The following is a 23,433-nucleotide window of genomic DNA, read 5'->3' on the forward strand; positions in this document are numbered from 1 at the left end:
CACCAAGGAACCATTATGCCTTACGCACCCGAAACGCTGCTGCGCGCCAGCTTCTTTGATTTCACCGCTCTGGCCGCGCAGCCAGACGACATCGCTGCCAACGCGCGCTATCTCGAAGATGGCTTATTAACGCTGCGTGACGGCAAAGTGGTCAGCCTGGAAAGCTGGCAAATCGCGGAAGGGCGCGTTGATCCCACGCACGTCACCGATCTGCGCGGCAAACTGATTGTGCCCGGCTTTATAGACACCCATATTCATTATCCGCAAACCGAGATGATCGGCGCCTTTGGCGAACAGCTGCTGGAGTGGCTCAACCAATATACCTTCCCGGTGGAGAGCCAATATCACTGTCCCGATCACGCGGCAAAAATGTCGGCGTTCTTCCTGCATCAGCTGCTGTCGAATGGCACCACCACCGCGCTGGTGTTCGGCACCGTGCATAAGCAGTCGGTCGACTCGCTGTTCAGCGCCGCGCAGCAGCTGGATATGCGGCTGATTGCTGGCAAAGTGATGATGGATCGCAATGCGCCGGAATACCTGACCGAAACCCCGGAAGAGAGTTATCAGCACACGCGTGAACTGATTGAGCGCTGGCATCAGCGCGGTCGCCTGAGCTATGCGCTCACGCCGCGCTTTGCACCGACCTCGTCGCCGGAATTGCTGGATAAAGTGCGTCAGCTGCGCGAGGAGTTTCCTGATGTCTGGATGCACACGCACCTAAGTGAAAATCCGCAGGAGATCGCCTGGGTAAAAGCGCTATTCCCGGAGCGCGCAGGCTATCTTGATGTTTATCATCATCACCAACTTACCGGCAAACGTAGTGTGTTCGCGCACTGCCTGCATCTGGAAGATCAAGAGTGGCAATGCCTGCATGACACCGATTCATCAATTGCCTTCTGCCCGACCTCAAACCTGTTCCTCGGCAGCGGCTTATTCAGCATCAAACGCTGCTGGCAGCAGGGCGTGCGCATGGGCATTGGCACCGACGTTGGCGCAGGTACCACATTTAATCTGCTGCAAACGCTGGGCGAAGCCTACAAAGTCGGCCAGCTACAGCAATACAAACTCAGCGCCTGCGAAGCGTTTTATCACGCCACCTTAGGCGGCGCGCACGCGCTCGATTTGGATGACGTTATCGGCAATTTTAACCCCGGCAAAGAGGCCGATTTCGTGGTACTCGATGCGGCGGTGTCGCCGCTGCAGAAGCTGCGCAATGCCAACAGCAAAGACATCTGGGAGCGGCTGTTTGTAATGATGACGCTTGGCGACGACCGCAACATCGCGCAAACCTGGGTGAGCGGCAAGCCGGTTTGGCAGCGCGAAAGTGAGGAGCAAATCGCATGATCCAATTCTTACTCAACGATCGTTTAGTCACCGAACACGAGCTTGATCCCAATCTCACCGTGCTTAACTACCTGCGCGGCCAGCAGCAGCGTCGCGGCACCAAAGAGGGCTGCGCGTCTGGCGATTGCGGTGCCTGCACCGTCACGCTCGGTAAAGTCGTCGATGGGCAGATGCAGTATCAGGCGGTGAACAGCTGTTTGACGCTGGTCAGCAGCCTGCAAGGCAAGCAATTGATTACCGTGGAAGATCTCAAGCAGGGCCGCGAACTACACAGCGTGCAGCAAGCGATGGTGGATTGCCACGGCTCGCAATGCGGCTACTGCACGCCGGGTTTTGTGATGTCGCTGTTTACTCTGCAGAAAAACAGCGCTGGCTGGGACCGACATCAGGCAGAACAGGTGCTGGCGGGTAATTTATGTCGTTGCACCGGCTATCGTCCGATCATGGATGCGGCGCAGCAGGCGTGTGAACAACCTGATGCAGATGCCTTCAGCGCCAATGGACCCGCGCTAGTACAGCGTTTACAGGCGCTCAGCAACGATGAAGTACAGATCATCGAAGCCGCGGGCAGCCGCTGCTATCTGCCGAAAACAGTAGCGCAACTCGCCGAGCTCTATCAGCAATATCCTGAAGCCCGTCTGGTGGCTGGCGGTACCGATCTGACGCTGCAAATCACTCAGCAATATCAGCGCTTGCCGCTGCTGATCGCGCTGGAGCAGATTGATGAGTTGAAGGTCTGCCACGAAGATGAAACGCATCTTTATCTCGGTGCTGCCGCCTCATTGCAGCATTGCTATCAGTTTTTAGCACAGCACATTCCAGCGTTTAGCAGCATGCTGGAGCGTTTTGCCTCATTGCAAATTCGTAATCAGGGCACGCTCGGCGGCAATATTGGTAACGCATCGCCGATTGGTGATTGCGCGCCGATGCTGCTGGCTTTAAATGCGCGTCTGGTTTTGCAGCAGGGTGAAAAGAGGCGAGAAGTCCCGCTCGACCATTTTTTTACTGCATATCGCCAAACGGTCTTGCTGCCGGGTGAATTCATTCGCAGCATCACCATCGCCAAAGTGACGGTGTCACCCAACTTTGCGGCGTGGAAAGTGGCTAAGCGGCTGGATGATGATATTTCCGCGGTTTTCGCCGCTATCAATCTGCACATCGCGGAAGGGGTAATTGTGAAAGCGCGGCTCGCCTTTGGGGGTATGGCCGCCACGCCGAAACGCGCGCTGGCGGCTGAAGCACAACTGCTGGGCCAGCCGCTGCATCTCAGCGCCATCGAAAAAGCCTGCGCCGCGCTGAGTGAGGATTTCCAGCCGCTAAGCGACTTCCGTGCCAGCGCCGATTATCGCCTGCAGGTGGCGCGCAATCTGTTGCGCCGCTACTACGCACAAGCGTCTGGCGAGCTGACCATTACTGAGGTATCGCGCTATGTCTCATAACCGTCCGGAACTGAACGAAACGCTGCTCAAAGCCCAGTTTGCCACCGACATGCAAACGGGCGTCGGGCGCAGCAATAAACATGAAAGTGCCGACAAGCATGTCTCCGGTGAAGCGCTGTATATCGACGACAAGCCGGATCTGCCGGGATTGCTGCATCTCTATCCGCGTCTGAGCGAGCATGCGCATGCGCGCATCACCAAACTGGATGTGCAGCCATGTTACGCGGTGCCGGGCGTAGTCAGCGTGCTGACGTGGCGCGATGTGCCGGGCCTCAACGATGTCGGTCCGCTCGAACCGGGCGATCCGCTGCTGGCGCAGGACACAATCGAATATTTCGGTCAAATCGTCATTGCCGTCGCCGCTGATTCACCCGAAGCGGCGCGTGCCGGTGCCGCAGCGGCGATCGTTGAGTACGAAGCGCTACCGGCCGTCCTCGACGTGCGTGAAGCGCTGGAACAGCGTTTCTTTGTACAGCAGCCGCACATTCACCAACGCGGTGATGCTGACGCTGCGCTGGCGCGGGCGTCACGCCGTATTCAGGGCGAATTTCACATCGGCGGTCAGGAACATTTCTATCTGGAAACCCAGACGGCGCTGGTGATCCCCGGCGAAGATGACAGCTTGCAGGTGTTCTCCTCGACGCAAAACCCCACAGAAGTGCAGAAACTGGTGGCGGAAGTGATGGGCATCACCATGAACAAAGTCACCATTGATATGCGGCGCATGGGCGGTGGCTTTGGCGGTAAAGAGACGCAGGCGGCGGGCGTGGCGTGTTTGTGTGCCATCGCCGCGCGTCAGCTGCGAAAACCGGTAAAAATGCGTCTGGCGCGCCGCGACGATATGCAGATCACCGGCAAACGCCATCCGTTTTTTGTCCGCTACGATGTCGGCGTCGATGATAATGGTCGCTTCTGCGGCGTGAAGATCGATCTGGCCGGCAACTGCGGTTATTCGCTCGATCTTAGCGGATCGATTGTCGATCGTGCGATGTTCCACGCCGATAACGCGTATTACCTCGGCGATGCACTGATTACCGGCTATCGCTGCCGCACACATACCGCCTCGAACACCGCGTACCGTGGCTTCGGCGGGCCACAAGGCATGGTGGCGATTGAGCAGATCATGGATCACGTCGCGCGCGAAGTGGGAGTAGATCCGCTCGAACTGCGCAAACGTAACTATTACGGCAAAACCGATCGCAACATCACCCATTACCACCAGCAGGTGGAAGACAATCTGCTGGATGAGATGACGGAGCAATTAGAAACCAGCAGCGAATACGCCGCGCGGCGTCGTGACATCAGCGCATTTAACGCCAGCAACCGTTTTATGAAACGCGGACTGGCGCTGACGCCGGTGAAATTCGGCATCTCATTTACCTCCAGCTTCCTCAATCAGGCCGGCGCGCTGATTTTGATTTACACCGATGGCACGGTGCAGCTCAATCACGGCGGCACCGAAATGGGCCAGGGCTTAAACACCAAAGTGGCGCAGATTGTGGCGGAAGTGCTGCAGATTGATATCAGCCAGATTCAGGTGACCGCCACCGATACCGGCAAAGTGCCCAACACCTCGCCAACCGCAGCGTCCAGCGGGGCCGATCTCAACGGCAAAGCGGCGCAAAATGCGGCGCAAATTCTGCGCGATCGCATGACCGAGATGCTGTGTCAGCAACATCAATGCGCGGCTGACACGGTGCATTTCAGCAACGGAATCGTGCGAGTCGGCGAGAAACACTTCACCTTCGCCCAGGTTGCACAGCAAGCGTGGCTTAATCAGGTGCCGCTTTCTGCCACCGGTTTCTACAAAGTGCCGGGCATCCATTACGATCGCGCCGCCGGACGCGGCAAACCGTTCTATTACTTCTCCTACGGCGCGGCCTGCTGCGAAGTGCTGGTGGATACGCTGACCGGCGAATACCGCTTGCTGCGCGCCGACATTTTGCATGACGTGGGCGCGTCGCTGAATCCGGCCATTGATATCGGCCAGGTTGAGGGCGGTTTTGTGCAGGGCATGGGCTGGCTCACCTGCGAAGAACTGGTGTGGAACGACAAGGGCAAATTGCTCACCGATGGCCCGGCCAGCTACAAAATCCCGGCGATCAGCGATGTGCCCAGTGATTTGCGCGTCACGCTGGTTGAGAACCGCAAAAACCCGCAGGACACGGTGTTCCACTCCAAAGCCGTCGGCGAACCGCCGTTCATGTTGGGCATCGCCGTGTGGTGCGCATTGCAGGATGCGGTTGCCAGCGTTGATAACTATCGTCGCCATCCGCAGCTGGACGCACCCGCCACGCCGGAGCGAGTATTCTGGGGGATTCAGCGCTTATCAGGAGCGGACCATGATTTATCATGACTGGATCAGCGTGTTGCACAGCCTGCGGGAAAAACGCGAAAGCTGCGTACTGATTACCGTGCTCAGCGAGCGGGGCTCTGTGCCGCGCGATCGCGGTAGCAAAATGGTGGTCAGCGCCACTGACACTTTTCTCACCATTGGCGGCGGCCATCTCGAATATCAATGCATTGCGCAGGCGCGAGAGATGCTGCAGCAGCGCTGCACTCAACCGCGCAGTGAAGAGTTTGCGCTGGCTGCACGTCTCGGCCAATGCTGCGGTGGTCACGCCACTTTGCTGTTTGAACCGCTGATGCAGCAGCAGCCGGAAATCCAGGTGTACGGTGCAGGTCACGTTGGCCAGGCGCTGGTAAATCTGCTTGCCACTTTGCCGTGCCGCATCACGTGGATTGACAGCCGCGCCGCGCAGTTTCGCGCCGTGCCGCCCGGCGTGACGGTGCGTCAGGTTGAGGATCCGATTGACTGCGTGCAGGAAGCCGCGCCCGACAGCTATTTTGTGGTGATGACGCACGATCATCCACTCGATCTGGCGCTCAGCGAAGCGATCTTGCGCCGGGGCGATTTTCGCTATGCCGGTGTGATTGGTTCTGCCACTAAAGCCCAGCGCTTTCGCTATCGCTTAGAGGGCAAAGGCATTGCGGCAGATTCCCTCGCACGTTTGCGCTGCCCGATTGGTTTGGCGGATGTGAAGGGCAAGTTACCGGCGGAAATTGCCGTCGCGGTGGCGGGAGAAATCATCAGCGTTTATCAACAGCAGGCGATAAGTTGTTGAGTGACGAGGAAACTGCCAGGATAGAACCATCCCGCCGCCACCGTGCGGCGTTGCTGATTATCAGGAGCGATAATGAATTCACGAGCCAATCCGTTTTTCACCGCCAGCACCTTGCCGTATCAAACCCCGCCATTTGACCAGATTCAGGAAGAGGATTTTCTGCCGGCGCTGGAAGCGGGGATTGAAGAGAAACGGCGCGAAGTGGCGGCGATCGCCAGCAATCCTGACGCGCCAACCTTCGCCAACACCTTTGAGGCGCTGGAACGCAGCGGCCAGTTGCTGAAGCGCGTGAATCTGGTGTTTGGTGCCATGACTTCCGCCAACACCAGCGATCGGCTGCAGGAAATCGATGAGCTGATTACCCCGCAACTCACCGCGCTCAATGATGAAATCTACCTGAACAGCCAGCTGTTTGCTCGCCTCGATACCGTTTACCAGCATCGCGGTTCGCAGTGCCCGGATGCCGAAGCGATGCGTCTGGCGGAAGTCACCTGGCAGCATTTCCAGCTGGCCGGTGCCAGCCTGAGCGAAGCGGATAAAACCCAGCTGCGCGCCTGCAATCAGGAGCTGGCGAGCCTCAGCACCCGCTTCGGCAATAAGTTGCTGGCGGCCACCAAAGCCGGTGCTTACGTGGTGAGCAATGTTGCGGCGCTGGCCGGATTAAGTGAAGAAGAGCTGGCGCATGCCAAAGCGGCGGCCGAAGCACGCGGCTTGCACGGCGAATGGCTGATTGCGCTGCAAAACACCACGCAGCAACCGGCGCTGCAGGCGCTGGAAGTGCGCGCCACGCGTGAAGCGCTGTTCCAGCAGGCGCTAACACGCAGCGAGCAGGGCGATGATAACGACACGCGCGACATCGTGTTACGCATGGCGCAACTGCGCGCGCAGCAGGCGAGTTTGCTCGGTTTCAAAACCTATGCCGAATGGAGCATGCAGGATCAGATGGCGAAAACGCCGGAGGCGGCTTTTGCCTTTATGCGCAATATTGTCCCTGCCGCGCGGGCCCGCGCGGAACGCGAAGCCGCCGACATTCAGCAGGCCATTGAAGCCGCGCATCACAGTTTTCCGCTGCGCGCCTGGGACTGGAGTTTTTATGCCGAGCAGGTGCGTAAAGCCCAATACGCGCTGGATGAGAGCCAAATCCGCCCGTACTTTGAGCTGAATAACGTGCTGGAAAAAGGTGTGTTCTGGTCGGCCAGCCAGCTTTTTGGCATTCGCTTTAGCCAGCGCCACGATCTGCCGGTTTATCATCCGGACGTTAACGTTTACGAGATTTTCGATGCCGACGACACGCCGCTGGCGCTGTTCTACACCGATTTCTTTAAGCGTGATAACAAAAGCGGCGGCGCGTGGATGAGTAATTTCGTCGACCAAACCACGCTGCTCGGCACCAAACCGGTGATCTACAACGTGTGCAACTACACCAAGCCGCAGGCAGGCCAGCCGGCGCTGCTGAGCTGGGATGAAGTGATCACGCTGTTCCACGAGTTTGGTCATGCGCTGCACGGTTTGTTCGCCACGCAACGCTATCCGAGCTTGTCGGGCACCGCCACGCCGCGCGACTTTGTCGAGTTCCCGTCGCAGATTAATGAGCATTGGGCCAGCAACGAGGCGGTGTTTGCCAACTATGCGCGCCACTACAAAACCGGCGAGGCGATGCCTGCTGAGCTGCGTGACAAGATGGTTCGCGCCGCAAAGTTCAACAAAGGTTACGACATGACCGAGCTGCTGGCCGCCGCGCTGCTGGATCTGCAGTGGCATTCACTGACCACGCACGACAATCCGCAGGACGTCAGCCACTTCGAGCTGCAGGCGCTGGCTGCCGAAAACATTGCGCTGGCGACGGTTCCGCCTCGCTATCGCTCCAGCTATTTCCGCCATATCTGGGGCGGCGGCTATGCAGCCGGTTATTACGCCTATATCTGGACGCAGATGCTCGCCGATGATGGCTATCAAGCCTTTGTTGAACGCGGTGGATTAACACGTGAAAACGGTCAGCAGTTCCGCGAACATATTCTGTCACGCGGTAACAGCACCGATTTGCAGCATCTGTGGCTGGCGTGGCGCGGCAAAGAGCCGGAGATCGGCCCTATGCTGAAAAATCGTGGATTAGAGTCGTAGAACCGCCATTGATGGCGACGCTGGTTCAACCCAGCGGACCGCCTTCAATGGTATCGCACATGCCGGCCAGCACGCGCTCGCCGGTTTCGTTTTTCAAATCTGCATACCATGCCGCCGTCACTTCCGCGTCTTTAGCGTGGGTCACATCGCAGCGCTTACGGGCTTTCAACACCAAATCTTTGGTGCGCTCCACACGACGGGCTTCATAACGCAACAACGCATCCTCAATCCCTAAAGAGTGTGACGCCAGCGTCTGCGCCAGCACCACCGCATCTTCCATCGCCGCACAACCGCCTTGCCCGATATCCGGCGTGGTGCTGTGTGCGGCATCGCCCAGCAACGCCACGCGACCTTTAACAAAACGGCTAAACGGTTCGATGTCGTGGATTTCCACACGGTTGGTGGTTTCCGGATTGAGGCGTTCAATCAGACGCTGCACCGGTTCGGCCCAGCCGCTGAAGTAGCCTTTGAGATCGTTTTTCAACGTTGCGCGATCTTCCGGCAAGCCTTTTGGCAGCGGAACATCAAAGAAGAAGTAGAAGCGGTTATCGCTGACCGGCATCAGCGACACGCGTTTGCCTTCGCCGACAAAAGTGGTCCATTGATCGGCGGGCGCAATCGCTTCATCAATTGTCACCAGGCCGTTCCAGTTGACGTAACCGGCGTAACGACGTTCCACGCTTTCACCCAGCACATAGTGGCGGATCACCGAGTGCGTACCATCGGCGGCAATCAGAAAATCACCTTCGGCCTGGCTACCGTCATCAAACCAGGCGGTGACGCCATGCTCGGTTTGCTCAACCTGCGTGACGCGTTTACCAAAGCTAATGCGCGAACGTCCGTAGGTATCGATCAGCATCGCCTGCAATTCGGCGCGCGCCACCGGATAGGGATATTCCCCCACCTGCTGCACCAGCGGTTTCATGCTGAAGCGGGTGAGCGTGCTACCGCTGTGCGCATCGTTATAAGCCATAAACGCCATGTTGCCGCCCAGTGCACGCAGCGGCTCTTTCATGCCCAACGCGTTGAGACATTTCACGCCGTTGGGCCAGATAGAGATCGCCGCACCCACCGGCTTCATCTCTTTCACTGCTTCAAATACGGCGGTGTCAAAACCCGCTTTCTCCAGCGCAATCGCAGCACTCATACCGCCAATGCCCGCGCCAATCACAATCGCTTTCATATCCGTCTCCTTTGCTATGCATTAAAGACTGCAACTTTTGTACCAGGTTGGAAGGTTGGCCGAATGGAGGCTAACTCATTGATTTAAAATCAACGAAGCAGCATCTGATCTTGCCGCTCTGCACTACAGTGGCGCACGTCCATGCACTGCAGCAGAGCAACTTCTGTGAAAGAGTGAATCGATTGTTTCAGCATGGTAATTGGCCCCGCAGCAGCCATACTCATTACACCCGTTCTGCGAGGACTCAATCATGAAATGGATAATGGCTTTTACCTTGCTGTTCAGCGCCAGCGTGCTGGCACAACCGCAATGGCAGCCGGAGCGAAAAGCACCGGTGGTGCAGCTGACGCCGATTGCCGCGAAGTGCGATGTTTCAGCCTGTCAGCAAAACTGCTATGTGCAGCAATCACAGTGTAAAAATGACAATAACGGCGGCTGCGGCTCGCTGGCACAAATTTGCGTACAAAACTGTGCCAGTCAGTGTCGTTAAGTGAAATAAATCTGTCATAACCGAGTGCTAGCGTGTTTCCCCGGCAAGGTAATATTCTGATAACAGGGGAAAATAATGAAAACCCGCTTCACTTTGATTGCAACGGTTATTCTGCTGGCACAGCAGGCACATGCGGTTTCACTGCCCGATGCGGCCGCGCTGGCAGGCTTAACCTCTACCGGTTCCACCTCCGCTTATAGCGATCTCGAGCAGCAATCGCTACAGGCTGAACGTCAGGCGCTGCAAGGTGACAGCAGCACGTTGACGCGCGAGCAACTGGAAAAAGCCAAACAGACCGCGAAACAGGCAGACACGCAGTGGCTGAAAAACAGCGGCTACGATTTCAAAATGAAAGAGAACCAGCAGGCCGGAATTGCGCTGCTTTCGGGCTTTAGCACGTTGCCCGCCAGCGTACTTGATGCCAGCCAAGCCACCGTCACCCACATCAACCTGAACGCCACGCAAAATGTGCGTCATCAGGCTCTGGCCGATGCAGAAGCCATCAGCTATCTCTATTTCCTCTCCGATGCGCTTGGTCCGCGCCTTGGCAAAGCCTTCCTCGCCGCTTACGACAAAGGTGAGATAGGTAAGGCCGCCGCGCTAATTAAAGCCAGTGAAGTCAGCACCAGCGCGGCGAAAAAGCACTTTAACTATCCGCGGCCGTTCCTGCGTGAAGGCAACAGCATCCATCTGGTGCCGGACGATGTAGTGGTGAAGGATAACGTGCGTTACACCGCCGACGGCGGCTCTTTCCCGAGTGGTCACACCAACACCGGTTATACCGATGCTTTGTTGCTGGCCGAAATGGTGCCGGAACGTTTTGAAGCATTGGTGACGCGCGGCGCACGCTACGGTTATTCGCGTTTAGTGTTGGGCGTGCATTACCCGCTGGATGTGATGGGTTCGCGCATGGTAGCGCAGCGCAACGTGGCGAATTATCTCAACGATGCGCGCTATCAGGCACTGTTTAGGGAAGCGCGTAATCAGTTGCGTGCCGCGCTGGAAAAAGAGTGTGGCACGTCGCTGGCAGAGTGTGCGCGCAGCAATGGCAAGGACGATCCATATCGCTCACCGGCGATGAAGCAGTTCTATCGTTTCACCATGAGTTACAACCTGCCGAGAGCCAATGTGCAGAACGCGCCTGTCAAAGTCCCGCAGGGCGCGGAGATCCTGCTAAAAACCGCGTTGCCGCAGCTGTCTGATGCGCAGATTCGTAGCCTGATGGTGAAAAGCGCGCTGCCAAACGGCTATCCGCTGTCTGGCAATGATGCAGATCAGTCATTCTGGCAACGTGTGGATTTAACGGCGGCGTATGCTTTAGCGAAACCGGCGCGTTGATATTTTGCTTTAAATTCGGTGCGGGCGCAGACACATCTGCTGCGTCACGGGCCGTCCTCGCGCCGCTAGCGCGGTGCCTTCGGCTTCTACGTTGTGCCAACGGACCGTTCGGGGATCGGCCGTCCTGGCCGGCCCCGAACTGCCTCACGCATCCATGCGTGAGGCTCCTGGCCCAACGTAAAATCCTCAGCGCTGTGGATAGCCCTTTTGCCGCAGCAGACGCGCCAGCGCCTTTAGCAAATGTGTCCTTTTCAACAACTCGCACTGAAGCAATACCCTCGTCACGCTTTAATCCGGCGATCAAGCGCGAAGGGCGCTGAAGTAGCTTGTGCAAATAGGGCCGCAGCGGCGGGGTGGTCGGGATTGAGAATGGCGTTGTCTTCGCCGGTCAAAATGCTGGGCACCGTTAACAGCAAAGGAAAGCCGCCTTGCACATCGAGGAATGCGGCGCCAATCGCCTGTGTCTCTTCTTGCTGCTGATACTTCTGCCAATCGTCGGGCAGTTTATTGCTGTCCAGCGCCATGATTTCGCTTTCAGGAATCGGCAGAGTAAAAATCACAAAGCGACTTTTCTCCAGCATCGCTTTACCGGCATGCACCACCAGTTCCAGCGTGGCGAGCGCCTTTGAACTGCTGAGATACACCGTCTTAATGCCGGGCGGATTCCAGCGTCCGCCCCATTTTTCAGCGCCAGCGCCGCTAAATGCCTCGCTGGCGTACTCTTCTTTCACGAGTCGATAAAACAGCCGATAGGGAGCATCCGGTTCCTTCCGTTGCGTCATTACACAATTACTCCGTGTTCCAGGCGACCAATCAGCGTTAACACCGCATCACAACCCGCAGGCGTGCTCAGCATCTCCATCGGCAATGCATCATCCAGTGCCAACGCAGGTTGATACATCCAGCGCATGGCAGCGTCAACGTCACCGGAAAATAATTGCAATACGGCATCCAGAATTTCGAACACCTGATACACGCGCGCACCTTGCTCCACCGAAAGTTGCGATCCGGCTTTCTCGCGGCGGCGATAGGTATTGCGATCGATAGACACCATCTGGGCCACATCCAGCGGCGTTGCTTTCAGCACCGTGGCCGCGCGTTCAACGATGCCGACATCCAGACCTTCGGTGATCAACTGGTGCGCTTTCAGCGGATTACGCGGTAAGCCCATTTGATCCATAAACGATTGCTGAGCGTGCTGGATCAGCGTGGGATCGAAGACGCGTGCGGCATTGCCGTGATTGAATGGGGATGCAGTTGTCATAACAACCTCCTGAACAATGTTCATTTGAACATTTTGATAGCTCAAGTGTACATCACTGCGCAGGGGTTGTCATTTTTTATACGATCTTAAAACTAATGCATTGTTAATAAACAATAATCAACTGGCTTGCTGCCACATCTCGCGCATCGCCAGCTCCAGCTTTTTAAACACCCGATAACGTACGTCGTGAAACGCAACGCGCTCTGGTCGCGGCAACAATTCGCCGGGATTGATCTGCACCGCCTGCTGCGCGGCCTCGGCAAGATTGCGCCACGCGCCGACGCCCACACCGGCACACAAGGCGGCGCCCAGCGCGCCGGTCTCTTTGCACTCCGCCACGCGAATCGGTATGCCTAACACGTCAGCAAACATCTGCGGCCAGACGCAACTGCGCGCCGCGCCGCCCGACAAAATGGCCTGCGTAAAAGGGATGCCTGCCGCACGCAAGCGATCAATATGCGCCCGATGGGCAAAGGTCACGCCTTCAAACAGCGCAAACAGCATATCGGCGCGCGTATGCCAGCCGCCTAAGCCATAAAACCCGGCCTTGGCCGGTTCCGATTTGCGTCCGGAATAGAGATAAGGATGATAGAGCGGTAGCTGGGCATTGGGTTGCACGTGCGCCACGCTATCGCTGCTGCGCACCGCGCCCTGACCGCCGCGACCATCGTCAAATTCGCGCAGGAACCAGTCGAGATTCGCCGCCGAGGTGGCGCTGGCCTCAATCGCCATATAACGGTCGGACTCTACAATGGAGTTCATAAATACCGGGCGCAGATAATCGGGTTTATCCACCACCACCTGATTGATGCTCCACGTACCGGCGACAATTGAGGCTTCACCGGTGTTCACCACGCCTGAACCCACGGCGCTGGCCACCACATCAAATATGCCCGCCACCACCGGAATGCCCGCCGGTAATCCGGTGAGCTGAGCAGCCCGGTCCGTGACATGGCCAACCACCTCGCAGGATTCATGCAGTTTGGGCAGCAGGGCGAGCGCCTCTTCGATGTCGTACAGCGCCATCAATTCACGGCTGTAGCTGCGCGCACGATAATCAATTAAGCCGGCACCGGCGGCATCTGAAAAATCAGCGCTAATCGCACCGCTGAGAAAATGGGCGATAACATCTTTCGCGCAGAGTAAATGGCCGATTTGCGCCCAGCGCTCGGGTTGATGTTGCTTAATCCAGCTGATCAATACCGGCGTTGCCGCAGGCCAGGGTTTTTGCAGCGAAATCTGGTAGATGCGCTTATCCGCGCCGCTCATTTCCAGCGCGTGCACCGTGTCACAAGCTCGATGATCGATAGATTGAATACCAAACAGCGGCTGCTGATGCTTATCCAGCGCGTACAAACCGTTGCCGTGGCCGGCCGCGCCAACCGCAATCACATCGCTGGCGGGCGTCTCCGCCTGCTGCAGACAACGGCTCACCGCATCGCTGACGCCATGCCAGATATCCGCCACCGGCCGTTCGGCGTAGCCTTCCTGCGGACGATGGGTTTCTCCCGCGCACTCGGCCACCGACAATACGCGACCGCTGAGATCAAACAGCACCGCTTTGATCATGGTGTTTCCGGCATCAATACCAACTATCTTCATATCCGACTCCGTGCAACTGGCGAAGACGGCGCACCGCTTAAGCGCCGGTGCAGGTAAGGCTCAACCCTGCTGATAGATTTCCAGGGCGTCCGCGCCGCTGACGCCCTGATGAATAATCGCCATCAGCGCTTTCACCACGCGTGACGGATTATCGTGTTGATAAACATTGCGGCCATACACCATACCGCTGGCACCTTGCGCCATCAGCGCAGCACTTTTCGTCAGCACGCCAGCCAGTTCACCTTTGCCGCCGCCGCGCACCAGCGTGGGACAGCGCGCCGCTTCCACCACGCGATGAAAATCTTCCACGTTCTCAGTGGGATCGGCTTTGATGATATCGGCACCTAACTCACGCGCCAGCCGCACCAGCGGCACAATTTTCTCGACATCGCCGAGTGAGCCGTAAGCCGCGCCTTGTCCGGCGGGGGCCATCACCAGCGGCTCAATCATCAGCGGCATGGCGTAGCGATCGCAAGCCTGGCGCAAGCGGCCAATATTTTCGACGCACATGCGGAAAATGCCCGGTTCATCCGGGATCAGATAGAGGTTTACAACCACTGCGGCGGCGTCCATCTGCAATGCGGCAAGAATCGGTTCATCCGGATTGTGCAGCACCGCCCACATTTCCCGATGACGCGCCGCGTTGTAGGCATTGCCCACATCGGTGCGCAACACCAGCGCCGGTTTACGTCCCGCCACACGCTGCAGCAGATCGGCCTGACCGTAGTTGACCTGAATCGCATCCGGCTGCGCGGCGATCAGGTTATCCATCACGCCCTCAATATTCTCCAGACCGATGAGAAAATCGGGCTCGTTGGCGATACCGTGATCAATGGCGACATCCAGACATTTACCGTGCTGAAACAGACGCTGCATGCGCACTTTATTGGTTACTAACATGTCGTGTTTCCTCCTGAAAAACCGTGGGGTAAAGGCCGGTAAGGCCGTGCAACCTTGCCAGATTGGCGCAGCCGCACTGCAGCAGCTGCGCGCGTTCGCTATCGCTCCAGCCGAGCGTTGCGGCCATGATCTGCGCGATCTCCTGCACCAGCGGCGCGCTAAGTTCACCGCAAATCGCTAGCGAGGTGCGGCGCACTAGCAAATCCTCCAGCTGACAAACCTGTTCGTGCTCAATCAGATACCGCAATTCGACATCGCTGTAGGCGGCGTGATGCTGCAACATTTGCTCGCCGTGCTGCTGGATCAGCGCCAGCAGCGGCACGGCGCGGCTGCCGTAACGTTTGGCGAGTTGCATTACGCGCGGTAGCGGCGCGCCATAACGCTGCGCCAGTTGCGCCAGCCACGCGGTTTGTCCAGAAGGTTTGGGGAAATCACGTCCGCCGCCAATCGGCACATCACCGCTGGAGACCTGACGTTTTTCGCCGAGCAGCCGCAGCACGCGATCCGCCGCCTCTTCACCAAACTGGCGGAAAGTGGTCCATTTACCGCCGACTAAACAGAGCGTGCTCCAGGCGCGATTGGCGTCAGCTGGCAACACCACTAACGAGTGATTGCGCGAGATTTGGCCGTTAAGTTTGGCCTCGCTGGCGGGCAGCGGACGTACGCCGCAGAAGGTGTAAACGATGGCGGAATCCGCCACCTCGATATGCGGGAAGACGAAGCGCAGTGACTCCAGGATATAACTCTTTTCCTCCTCTTCGCACACCACTGCATCGGGATCGTCCACGCGGATATCGGTGGAACCCACCAGCACCTTGCCAAACCACGGAAACATGATGCAGACGCGGCCTTCCTGGTTTTCGAAATAGACCATTTCGCCGTCCAGCATCTGCAGCAATTCGGGATGATCGAGGATCAGATGCGAACCTTTGGTGCCGCCAATCAGCTTTGGCAGATCGCGGTTGGAGGTGATGCGTTGGTTAAGCTGGTCGATCCAGGCGCCACCGGCATTCACCAGCACATGCGGTTGCAGGCTAAATCGCTCACCGCTTAACGCATCCTGCAAAATAACCGTTTCGCCCTCGGCGCTGACCAGCTGCAGATAATTGAGCGCCAGCGCCTCTGGACAGGCTTTTTCGGCATCATCAATCAGCTCAAATCCCAGCCGTTCCGGCGCGCTGATCCAGGCATCGTAATAGCTGGCGCTGTATTTCACCCAGGGCGCGAATCCCGGCCAGCGGTCACGCGTGGCGGCTTCATTGCGCACCTGATGCTTCGGCATCGATCCATATTGGCGGGTGTAAATGTCATACAGGCTAAGCCCGGTTTTGATCAGCAACGCCCCGCGCCGCGTCGGTTTATCGCTCAGGCGTAGAAAACGGCGGGTAGCATTCACTAAACCGCCAGCGAGATTATCGATCGGCACCGTGGTGCGTAGGGGGAAAACATAGTGCGAAGCATTTTTCAGCAGGCGATCGCGCTCGGTGACCGACTCTTTGACCAGCGTAAATTCACCGGTTTCCAGATACCGCAAACCGCCGTGAATCATGCGCGACAGCGCACCGCTGGCGGCCTGACACCAGTCGCCTTTTTCCACCAGAATCGCCGGAATGCCCTGCAGCGCCAGCTCACGAAAAGTGCTGATGCCGTTGATGCCGCCGCCGACAATCAACACCGGTGTCGATGAACGCAGGCGCAGGGCGCTCAGGCGTTGTTCGCGGGTTTTAATGTTATCCATGAGATGCTCCTCGGCTCAGGGCCAATTCCAGTACGCCTGCCGCAGTCGATTCATCAGTGACCATGCCTTTCAGCCACTGACCGTGCAGCACGCAGTCAATCGGGTCCACTTTGTCACGACCAGCCACCACCGCCATTGAGAAGGGAATGCGTTGCAGTTCAGGCAACGTCAGGCCAACTAAACGCCGGTTGGCATCGAACGGAGCCGGTTGGCCGTTAGCATCCAGCAGCCAGGCTAACAGTTCACTGCGCGCACCGCTGGTTTCAATGCTGGAGGAAGCATGGCGCGCCGAGAGGTTAAGATCGTAGTAGCTGGAATTGTCGCTATGAATTGATCCTAAACCCACTACCGCTAACGTGGCGTTACGCGCTTTATCCAGCACCTGGTCGACGGCGCTAATGCCCATCAGCATGTCGCGTTCATCGGCAGAATCAGTAAACAGCGGGGCGTGAATCTGCCATGCGTGTCCGCCAAGACGCGCCGCCATTTCCGAGGCCACATGATTGACGTCGGTGTAATGTTTGCCTTGCACGCAGCCCAGCGCGGGTACCACTTGAACATCGTATTTACGTGAGGGCTGTAATGCTTCAACCAGCGCACTTACACCTTTGCCACCAGTAATAGCAATGACATCGCCATCCTTTAGACGTGATAACAAATATTCTGCCGCCGCTGCGCCGACCATTTGCAGACTATGATCCTCACTGCGTGCAACGTTCGGCGCCACCACCACCTGTTGCAACTGACCGAGGGCAGCCAGATCGCTCTCCAGTTGATGTGCTGAAAGCCAGGGGGATTTGATGGTGATTTCCACCATGCCGCTCTCCTTGCCCTGACGTATCAGACGATTAACACTGGCAACCGATAAGCCGGTTTCAACCGCAATCTCCGACTGTTTCTTGCCATCGAGGTAATACATCACCAGAACCTGGTAAATCTGACGCGCGCTATGAAACGCAGGGTGCTCATTAGCGAATTCCATGGGCGATAATTCCTTATGCAGCACGGTATTTATTCAGTAAGTGATCGATTGAGACGGCGGCCAGTAAAATCAAACCTTTAATCAACTCCTGCCAGTAAACGGAGACGTTGATTAATATTAGCGAGCTGGTGACGATCGACAGCAATGCAACACCAAGCACCGCGCCAAGAATTGAGCCAGTGCCACCTTTCAGACTCGCGCCGCCAATGACCGCCGCTGCAATGACATTCAGTTCCATACCGACACCAAAGGTTGGCGTTGCAGAGCCAAGACGTGCCATATAAATAATGCCGGCGAGTCCTGCCAGCGTAGAGGTCAGTACTGTGACCCACAATTTGATGCGATTAATGTTGATGCCGGAATAGGCGGCGGCACGTTCATTACTGCCGGTGTAGAACACTTTGCGAAATAACGTGGCTTTACGCAGCAAGAAGTCGAACAGTGCGACCAGCACGAAGAACAGCAGGATAACGAACGGAACGCCCCACAGAGCGCCCTGGCCGATAAATTTGAAACTCACGGGCAGGGTAAATAATGATAGCGGCGTTCCCTGAGTGACGATCATACACAGGCCGCGCACGATAACCATCGCCGCCAGCGAAGCGATAAAGTGACTGAGGCCGATTTTTGTTACCGTCAGCCCCATTAAAAAGCCAATCAGCGCCGCCGCCGCAATGCCGCCTACGCCAGCCAGCCAGGGATCCACGCCGCTAAGAAATAGCTGCCCAGCGACCACCATTGAAAGACAAACCACTGCGCCAACCGAAAGGTCGATACCGCCAACTATTAGCAGAATAGTCATGCCAATCACCACAATGCCTTCAATTGAAAACGACAGTAGCATCGCCTTCATGTTGGCCCAGGTGAGAAAGTAGGGGGAAGTGAAACTCATCACCACGAAGATCAGTGCAATGATCGCAATCAGTCCCACTTCGCGCTGTTTATGAATGCCGCCAAACAGAGACCAACGCGATTTTTGCAGTGTAGGCAAGGTGGTATTCATTGTCATACAGCCTCCGCTTCTGGAATGATGCCAGCCGCTAGCCGCATCAGGTTCTCTTCATTCATTGCCTCACCGGTCACTTCTCCGCTCATGCGCCCTTCATGAATCACGATGATGCGATCACACAGGCCAATGAGTTCCGGTAACTCTGATGAAATCACGATTAAACCCACACCGCTGGCCGCCAGTTTGGCGAGAATACTGTAGATCTCAGCCTTGGCGCTGACATCCACGCCACGTGTTGGTTCGTCAAGAAACACAATTTCCGGCTGTACCGATAACACGCGTGCTAGCGCGACTTTCTGCTGATTCCCACCCGATAGCGACGACACCGGATCGCTTAATTTGGCAAGCTTGAGTTTCACTTGCTTTGCCAGCGCCTCTGCCTGCTGACGCTCAAGCTGTGGACTGAGCAACAAACGATGATGACTGACTGCGTTGACATCCAGAGCCGAAATGTTCCATTCGATCGGCATCGTTAAAAAAAGTCCGGCATCTTTGCGATCCTCCGACAAATAGACCATGCGCAGCGCAATACTCGCGGCGTAATCCCTCAATGTCACAGCTTTGCTCTTGATACGGATTGCGCCACGTTTGATGGGCAGTAAACCGCAGATACCCTGCGCAATTTCGCTGCGTCCTGCCCCCATCAAACCGCCAATGCCAAGGATTTCGCCGGGACGCAAATCAAAATTGATATCGTGGAAGTGTTTGCCATCGCCAAGCTCACGCACTTCAAGCAATGGTGAAGCGGCGCTAACTGGGCGTTTATCAGGATAGAGTTGCGACAGTTCTCGTCCGACCAAACGTGTAATCACTTCATCGGGCGTCATGTTTTGCAGCGTTGAACTGTGTACCGTAAGGCCATCGCGTAGAATGGTGATGTGCTGGCATAGCGCAAAAATCTCTGCCATGCGATGGCTGATATAGACCACTGAAATACCTTGCGCCTGCAACTGGCGCACAATCGTAAACAGCGTTTGAGCCTCTGGTTCGGTTAGCGCGGCGGTGGGTTCATCCAGAATGAGCAGGCGACAATCCAGCGTCAGCGCTTTGGCGATCTCCACCAGTTGCTGCTGAGAGAGAGAAAGTTCACCCACTTTTTTAGTCACCGCTATCGGCGCGAGTCGATTCATCACCTGCTGCGCTTTTTCACGTAGTACTTTATGCGGCATGAGCACGCCGCGCTGGCCAGCGGCATGCGCCATCCAAATGTTTTCATAAATGCTGATATCAGGACAAAGAGCAATTTCCTGATGTACCAGACCAATGCCAAGACTCTGTGCTTCACGTGGTGAGCGAATGGTCACGGCCTTGCCACACAGCAATATCTCGCCACCATCTGGACGCAAAATGCCATCAATAATGTTCATCAACGTTGATTTTCCAGCGCCATTCTCTCCGGCCAGCGCATGAATTTCTCCCGCGCGGAGGGTGAGATCTACCCCCTGTAAAGCCCGTACCGCGCCAAAACTTTTAGTGATGCCACGTAATTCCAATAGTGCTGTCATAATCGTCGCCTTACTCATTGATGCCTTTAGTGCCGCGGCGTTTCAGATAAGCATCCCAGCGGAAATCATCGGCGTTGTCTTTAGTCACCACCGCATAACCGTTATCAAGGATTGGGAAGGCAAAAGGATTGGTCCCGTTGCGTTTGGCGTCATTCATCGGATCGATCAGTTCAGGATGGGCAGCAAGGAACAAGGTCATAAAACCCATATAGCCCTGGATGCCCTGATTTGGATTGATTGCGCCAAATACCTGACCGCTTTTAATCATATCCAGCACCTTAGCGTTGACATCCACGGTCATCACTTTCACTTTGCCGCCGTTTTCAGCCACTGCCTGCGCAGCACCAATCGCAGAGCTGGCTTCCGGCATAAAGATGCCTTTCAGATTGGGGTTCGCCTGCAACATTGAGAGTACGGCGTTATAGGCTTTCGAAGGGTCCTGATTCGTCGCAGCGCGTGCGACTAATTTGCTGTCAGGAAAGGCGGTTTTCATCTCATTAATAAACGCAGTGACACGCCTATCGTGATTATCCTGACCGGGGTTTTCCAGCACCGCAAATTCGGCACCTTTACCCATTGCTTTCCCTAGTTCGTCGGCTGCGGCTTTACCCTCACGGAAATTGTCTGAGGTGATATAAGCAACGCGTTTACTGTTAGGTGAATCGGCGGCAAACGTTACCACTGGAATGCCCATTTCAGCAGCACGATTAATGGGCTCAATAAAGGGGTCAGGATTCATCGGATGAAGAAAAATACCGGCGGGTTTTTGTGCCAGGATTTGTTCAAAGCTCGAGAGTTGCTGGTTAACGTCATAAGCGGGTGTGCCACCGTATACGGTCTTACAGCCCAGCTGATGCGCAGCCTGCTTGAACATTTCGTAAACCGGGAACCAATACTCTACGCCTGTCACCATCACGTTCATGTAGTAAGTTTCGCCGGGTTTACAGCGAAATTGAGGCGCATCCGCTGCTTGCGTGATGCTGGTGAAACTGCCCGCCATGAATAAACTGGCGAGTAGAACAGTGATTTTTTTCATGTTTATTCCCCGGAACTGACGCTGAATGTGTATGGCTCAGCCGTGACGACAAAACGCGGAAAAACGAGCCGGGGTTAACCTTGAAAATTATTTCTTATGCATGAAATAATTTTCAAAAGGTATAAAAGCTGGCGGGGAAAAGATCAAACGTTGGTTAATGAATTGTTTCTGACTTGTGAGTGCGTTCACTAATTGCGCAAGGGGCTCTTACCGCTTTACACATTTAGTGACGAAAGCTATTTACGCATCCAGCGCTGCAAACGTGCCAACTGGGACGTTCAGCCAGGAAAGAGGAAACCTGGCCTGCAGTGATAATAAAAATCGCATTCACCGTCAGGCTAATCACGATTGAACATCAATGCAAAATAGGAATTAATTAATGCTCATCACGTTTAGTGGATTACCCGGCACCGGCAAAAGCACCATTGCGCGCTTATTAGCGCAGCAGATCGGCGCGGTGTATTTACGCGTCGATACTATCGAACAGGCGTTGCGATCGGGTGAAGAGAGCGAGAAAGCGATCGGGCCGGAAGGATATTTCGTTATCTACGGATTGGCACGCGACAATTTGCTGCTCGGTTCCACCGTTATTACCGACTCGGTTAACGACCTGCAACTGATCCGCAACGCTTATCGCGATATCGCCTTGTTGAGCGGTGCGCCGCTGCTGGAAGTCGAAGTAATCTGTTCCGATCGTAACAAACATCGCTTTCGCGTCGAAAATCGCGCTTCCGATATTAAAGGTTTGAAGCTGCCGGATTGGCAGGCAGTTGAACAGCGCGAATATCAAGCCTGGGAGCGCGATCATTTGCAGCTTGATAGCGCCTTACTCTCGGCGCAGCAGTGCGTGGATGCCATTCTACAAGCGCTGCCTAAAATGTCACAATCCTGATCTTTCAGTGGTGGCGTAAAACGCGCCGCCACTTTCACCTGAAACCCATTCTTCGATCTTAATGTGATCAACCTCCGGATTCGGCGGTTGCATTATTGTTTATTGCTGCGCGTTTGTTATGAATGAAGCGTATTTTAGTTTCGAATGAAACTCGTAAGTTAACGAATCGGAGCATGTCATGAATAATACTTTCACTTCACTGCAACAACCTGATGATTTCAAACAAAACGTATGCCTGATGAAAAGGGTGCTAAGAGAGCAGATCGGCGATGTCGAAGGTCTGTTTGAACAAGTCAGAAGCAAAATCGTCAGCGAAATTGCCGCTGCTCGCGCGGAAGAGGCGCAAAACGGCAGCGCGTGGCCGCAGGTGAGTCAGCAGGATATTGCGGCGGGACGTATCACCGATGAGGTGAAGGATCATATTCGTCGACGCGGTTGTGTAGTGGTGAAGCAGACATTCCCGCGCGATCAGGCGCTGGCCTGGGATGAATCAATGCTCAAATACCTCGATGACAATGATTTCGACAACGTCTACCAAGGGCCGGGCGATAACTTCTTCGGCAATCTTGATGCGTCACGTCCGGAAATCTATCCGATTTACTGGAGCGATGCGCAGATGTCAGCGCGCCAAAGCGATGCCATGGCCCAGACGCAATCTTTCCTCAATCGCTTGTGGACGTTTGAGTCGCGCGGCACGCGCTGGTTTGAACCTGACGTCAGTATCATTTATCCCGATCGTATTCGTCGCCGCTTGCCGGGCACCACCTCCAAAGGTCTTGGCGCGCACACTGATTCAGGCGCATTGGAGCGTTGGTTACTGCCGGCGTATCAACAGGTGTTCAGCAAAATTTTCACCAACCAGTTTGATCAATACGATCCCTGGGATGCGGCGCATCGCACTGAAGTGAATGAGTATCAATCAGGGACTACCACCAAGTGCTCGGTATTCCGTACCTTCCAGGGCTGGACCGCGCTGTCGGATATGCGGACTGGTCAGGGCTTGCTGCATGTGGTGCCGGTGCCGGAAGCGATGGCCTATTTGTTGCTGCGTCCGTTGTTGAAAGATGTACCAGAAGATGAGCTTTGCGGCGTTGCGCCGGGCAAAGTGCTGCCGGTTTCAGCGCAGTGGCATCCGGAACTGATTGAGGGCTTGTGTTCGATTCCCGCGTTGCAGGCGGGCGATTCGGTTTGGTGGCATTGTGATGTGATCCACTCGGTCGCGCCGGTAGAGGATCAGCAAGGCTGGGGCAATGTAATGTACATTCCCGCCGCACCGCTGTGTGAGAAAAATGCCGCCTACGCTACCAAAGTGGCGCAGGCGCTGGCCAGCGGTGCGTCGCCTGGCGATTTCCCGCAGGAGGATTATGAAACGCAGTGGCGCGATCGCTTCACCCTCGACGCGCTGAATGCCAATGGTCGCCGCAGTCTGGGATTGGGCTAAATTTCTGGTAAGCTTGACAAAAAT

The 23,433-nt window shown here is 56.0% G+C and carries 19 protein-coding genes; 9 read left to right on the forward strand and 10 right to left on the reverse strand.

Translation table 11 applies throughout. The features are described from left to right. The first annotated feature begins 15 nt into the window (after positions 1 to 15). From guaD to dcp, 5 genes are all read left to right on the forward strand, one after another. A complete protein-coding gene (guaD, locus tag PZBJ_RS22490; protein ID WP_101764359.1) occupies positions 16 to 1,344 on the forward strand; it encodes a guanine deaminase in 1,329 nt (442 codons plus the stop codon). Then, positions 1,341 to 2,783, forward strand: a complete 1,443-nt coding sequence (xdhA, locus tag PZBJ_RS22495; protein ID WP_101764360.1) for a xanthine dehydrogenase small subunit — start codon at positions 1,341 to 1,343, stop codon at positions 2,781 to 2,783. Before guaD ends, xdhA begins: the two co-directional genes overlap by 4 nt. Beyond that, the gene (gene xdhB, locus PZBJ_RS22500) at positions 2,773 to 5,139 is read left to right on the forward strand and encodes a xanthine dehydrogenase molybdopterin binding subunit (RefSeq protein WP_101764361.1); all 2,367 of its coding nucleotides are present in this window, start codon (positions 2,773 to 2,775) and stop codon (positions 5,137 to 5,139) included. The genes xdhA and xdhB overlap by 11 nt, the downstream gene beginning before the upstream one ends. Then, positions 5,126 to 5,908: a xanthine dehydrogenase accessory protein XdhC gene (gene xdhC, locus PZBJ_RS22505; protein ID WP_101764362.1), complete on the forward strand. Its 783-nt coding sequence runs from the start codon at positions 5,126 to 5,128 to the stop codon at positions 5,906 to 5,908. The genes xdhB and xdhC overlap by 14 nt, the downstream gene beginning before the upstream one ends. Positions 5,909 to 5,980: 72 nt before the next feature. Then, positions 5,981 to 8,029 carry a peptidyl-dipeptidase Dcp gene (dcp, locus tag PZBJ_RS22510; protein WP_101764363.1) on the forward strand — a complete coding sequence of 683 codons (2,049 nt, stop codon included), beginning with the start codon at positions 5,981 to 5,983 and terminating at the stop codon, positions 8,027 to 8,029. 25 nt (positions 8,030 to 8,054) lie between these two features. Here dcp and hpxO read toward each other — a convergent pair whose 3' ends face one another. Further along, on the reverse strand, positions 8,055 to 9,212 hold the full coding sequence (gene hpxO / locus PZBJ_RS22515; protein ID WP_101764364.1) for an FAD-dependent urate hydroxylase HpxO: 1,158 nt from the start codon (positions 9,210 to 9,212) through the stop codon (positions 8,055 to 8,057). Between the two features lie 250 nt (positions 9,213 to 9,462). Between hpxO and PZBJ_RS22520 the strand changes: the two genes are divergently transcribed. Together PZBJ_RS22520 and PZBJ_RS22525 are read left to right on the forward strand one after the other, a co-directional pair. Beyond that, a complete protein-coding gene (locus tag PZBJ_RS22520) occupies positions 9,463 to 9,702 on the forward strand; it encodes a hypothetical protein (RefSeq protein ID WP_101764365.1) in 240 nt (79 codons plus the stop codon). 75 nt (positions 9,703 to 9,777) lie between these two features. Next, positions 9,778 to 11,040, forward strand: a complete 1,263-nt coding sequence (locus PZBJ_RS22525) for an acid phosphatase (RefSeq protein ID WP_101764366.1) — start codon at positions 9,778 to 9,780, stop codon at positions 11,038 to 11,040. 281 nt (positions 11,041 to 11,321) lie between these two features. On the opposite strand, the gene PZBJ_RS22530 is transcribed toward PZBJ_RS22525, so the two are convergent. The 9 genes from PZBJ_RS22530 to PZBJ_RS22570 all read right to left on the reverse strand — a co-directional run bounded on the left by PZBJ_RS22530 (position 11,322) and on the right by PZBJ_RS22570 (position 21,076). Next, entirely contained in the window at positions 11,322 to 11,822 is a 501-nt protein-coding gene (locus PZBJ_RS22530) for an RES family NAD+ phosphorylase (RefSeq protein WP_101764367.1), read from the reverse strand. After that, positions 11,822 to 12,304, reverse strand: coding sequence for an Xre family toxin-antitoxin system antitoxin (locus PZBJ_RS22535; protein WP_101764368.1), 483 nt, complete (start codon positions 12,302 to 12,304; stop codon positions 11,822 to 11,824). Before PZBJ_RS22535 ends, PZBJ_RS22530 begins: the two co-directional genes overlap by 1 nt. A 117-nt stretch (positions 12,305 to 12,421) precedes the next feature. Next, a complete protein-coding gene (locus PZBJ_RS22540) occupies positions 12,422 to 13,906 on the reverse strand; it encodes an FGGY-family carbohydrate kinase (RefSeq protein WP_101764369.1) in 1,485 nt (494 codons plus the stop codon). A gap of 60 nt (positions 13,907 to 13,966) precedes the next feature. Then, a complete protein-coding gene (locus PZBJ_RS22545; protein WP_101764370.1) occupies positions 13,967 to 14,806 on the reverse strand; it encodes a class I fructose-bisphosphate aldolase in 840 nt (279 codons plus the stop codon). Continuing rightward, a complete protein-coding gene (locus PZBJ_RS22550; RefSeq protein WP_101764371.1) occupies positions 14,790 to 16,544 on the reverse strand; it encodes a glycerol-3-phosphate dehydrogenase/oxidase in 1,755 nt (584 codons plus the stop codon). Before PZBJ_RS22550 ends, PZBJ_RS22545 begins: the two co-directional genes overlap by 17 nt. Continuing rightward, positions 16,537 to 17,526, reverse strand: a complete 990-nt coding sequence (locus tag PZBJ_RS22555; protein ID WP_101764372.1) for a sugar-binding transcriptional regulator — start codon at positions 17,524 to 17,526, stop codon at positions 16,537 to 16,539. Before PZBJ_RS22555 ends, PZBJ_RS22550 begins: the two co-directional genes overlap by 8 nt. A 13-nt stretch (positions 17,527 to 17,539) precedes the next feature. Continuing rightward, complete coding sequence (locus PZBJ_RS22560; protein WP_101764373.1) at positions 17,540 to 18,535, reverse strand: ABC transporter permease; 996 nt, start codon at positions 18,533 to 18,535, stop codon at positions 17,540 to 17,542. Further along, positions 18,532 to 20,040 carry a sugar ABC transporter ATP-binding protein gene (locus PZBJ_RS22565; RefSeq protein ID WP_101764374.1) on the reverse strand — a complete coding sequence of 503 codons (1,509 nt, stop codon included), beginning with the start codon at positions 20,038 to 20,040 and terminating at the stop codon, positions 18,532 to 18,534. The genes PZBJ_RS22560 and PZBJ_RS22565 overlap by 4 nt, the downstream gene beginning before the upstream one ends. Before the next feature lie 10 nt (positions 20,041 to 20,050). Continuing rightward, entirely contained in the window at positions 20,051 to 21,076 is a 1,026-nt protein-coding gene (locus PZBJ_RS22570) for a substrate-binding domain-containing protein (RefSeq protein ID WP_101764375.1), read from the reverse strand. A gap of 379 nt (positions 21,077 to 21,455) precedes the next feature. On the opposite strand from PZBJ_RS22570, the gene PZBJ_RS22575 reads away from it, so the two are divergent. Both PZBJ_RS22575 and PZBJ_RS22580 read left to right on the forward strand, forming a co-directional pair. Next, positions 21,456 to 21,968, forward strand: a complete 513-nt coding sequence (locus tag PZBJ_RS22575) for a P-loop nucleotide/nucleoside kinase family protein (RefSeq protein WP_101764376.1) — start codon at positions 21,456 to 21,458, stop codon at positions 21,966 to 21,968. A 178-nt stretch (positions 21,969 to 22,146) separates the two neighbouring features. Next, positions 22,147 to 23,409, forward strand: coding sequence for a DUF1479 domain-containing protein (locus PZBJ_RS22580; RefSeq protein WP_101764377.1), 1,263 nt, complete (start codon positions 22,147 to 22,149; stop codon positions 23,407 to 23,409). Positions 23,410 to 23,433: the final 24 nt, after the last annotated feature.

Origin of the sequence: Pantoea endophytica, from assembly GCF_002858935.1 — a bacterium.
In the GTDB taxonomy this organism is placed as follows: domain Bacteria; phylum Pseudomonadota; class Gammaproteobacteria; order Enterobacterales; family Enterobacteriaceae; genus Pantoea; species Pantoea leporis.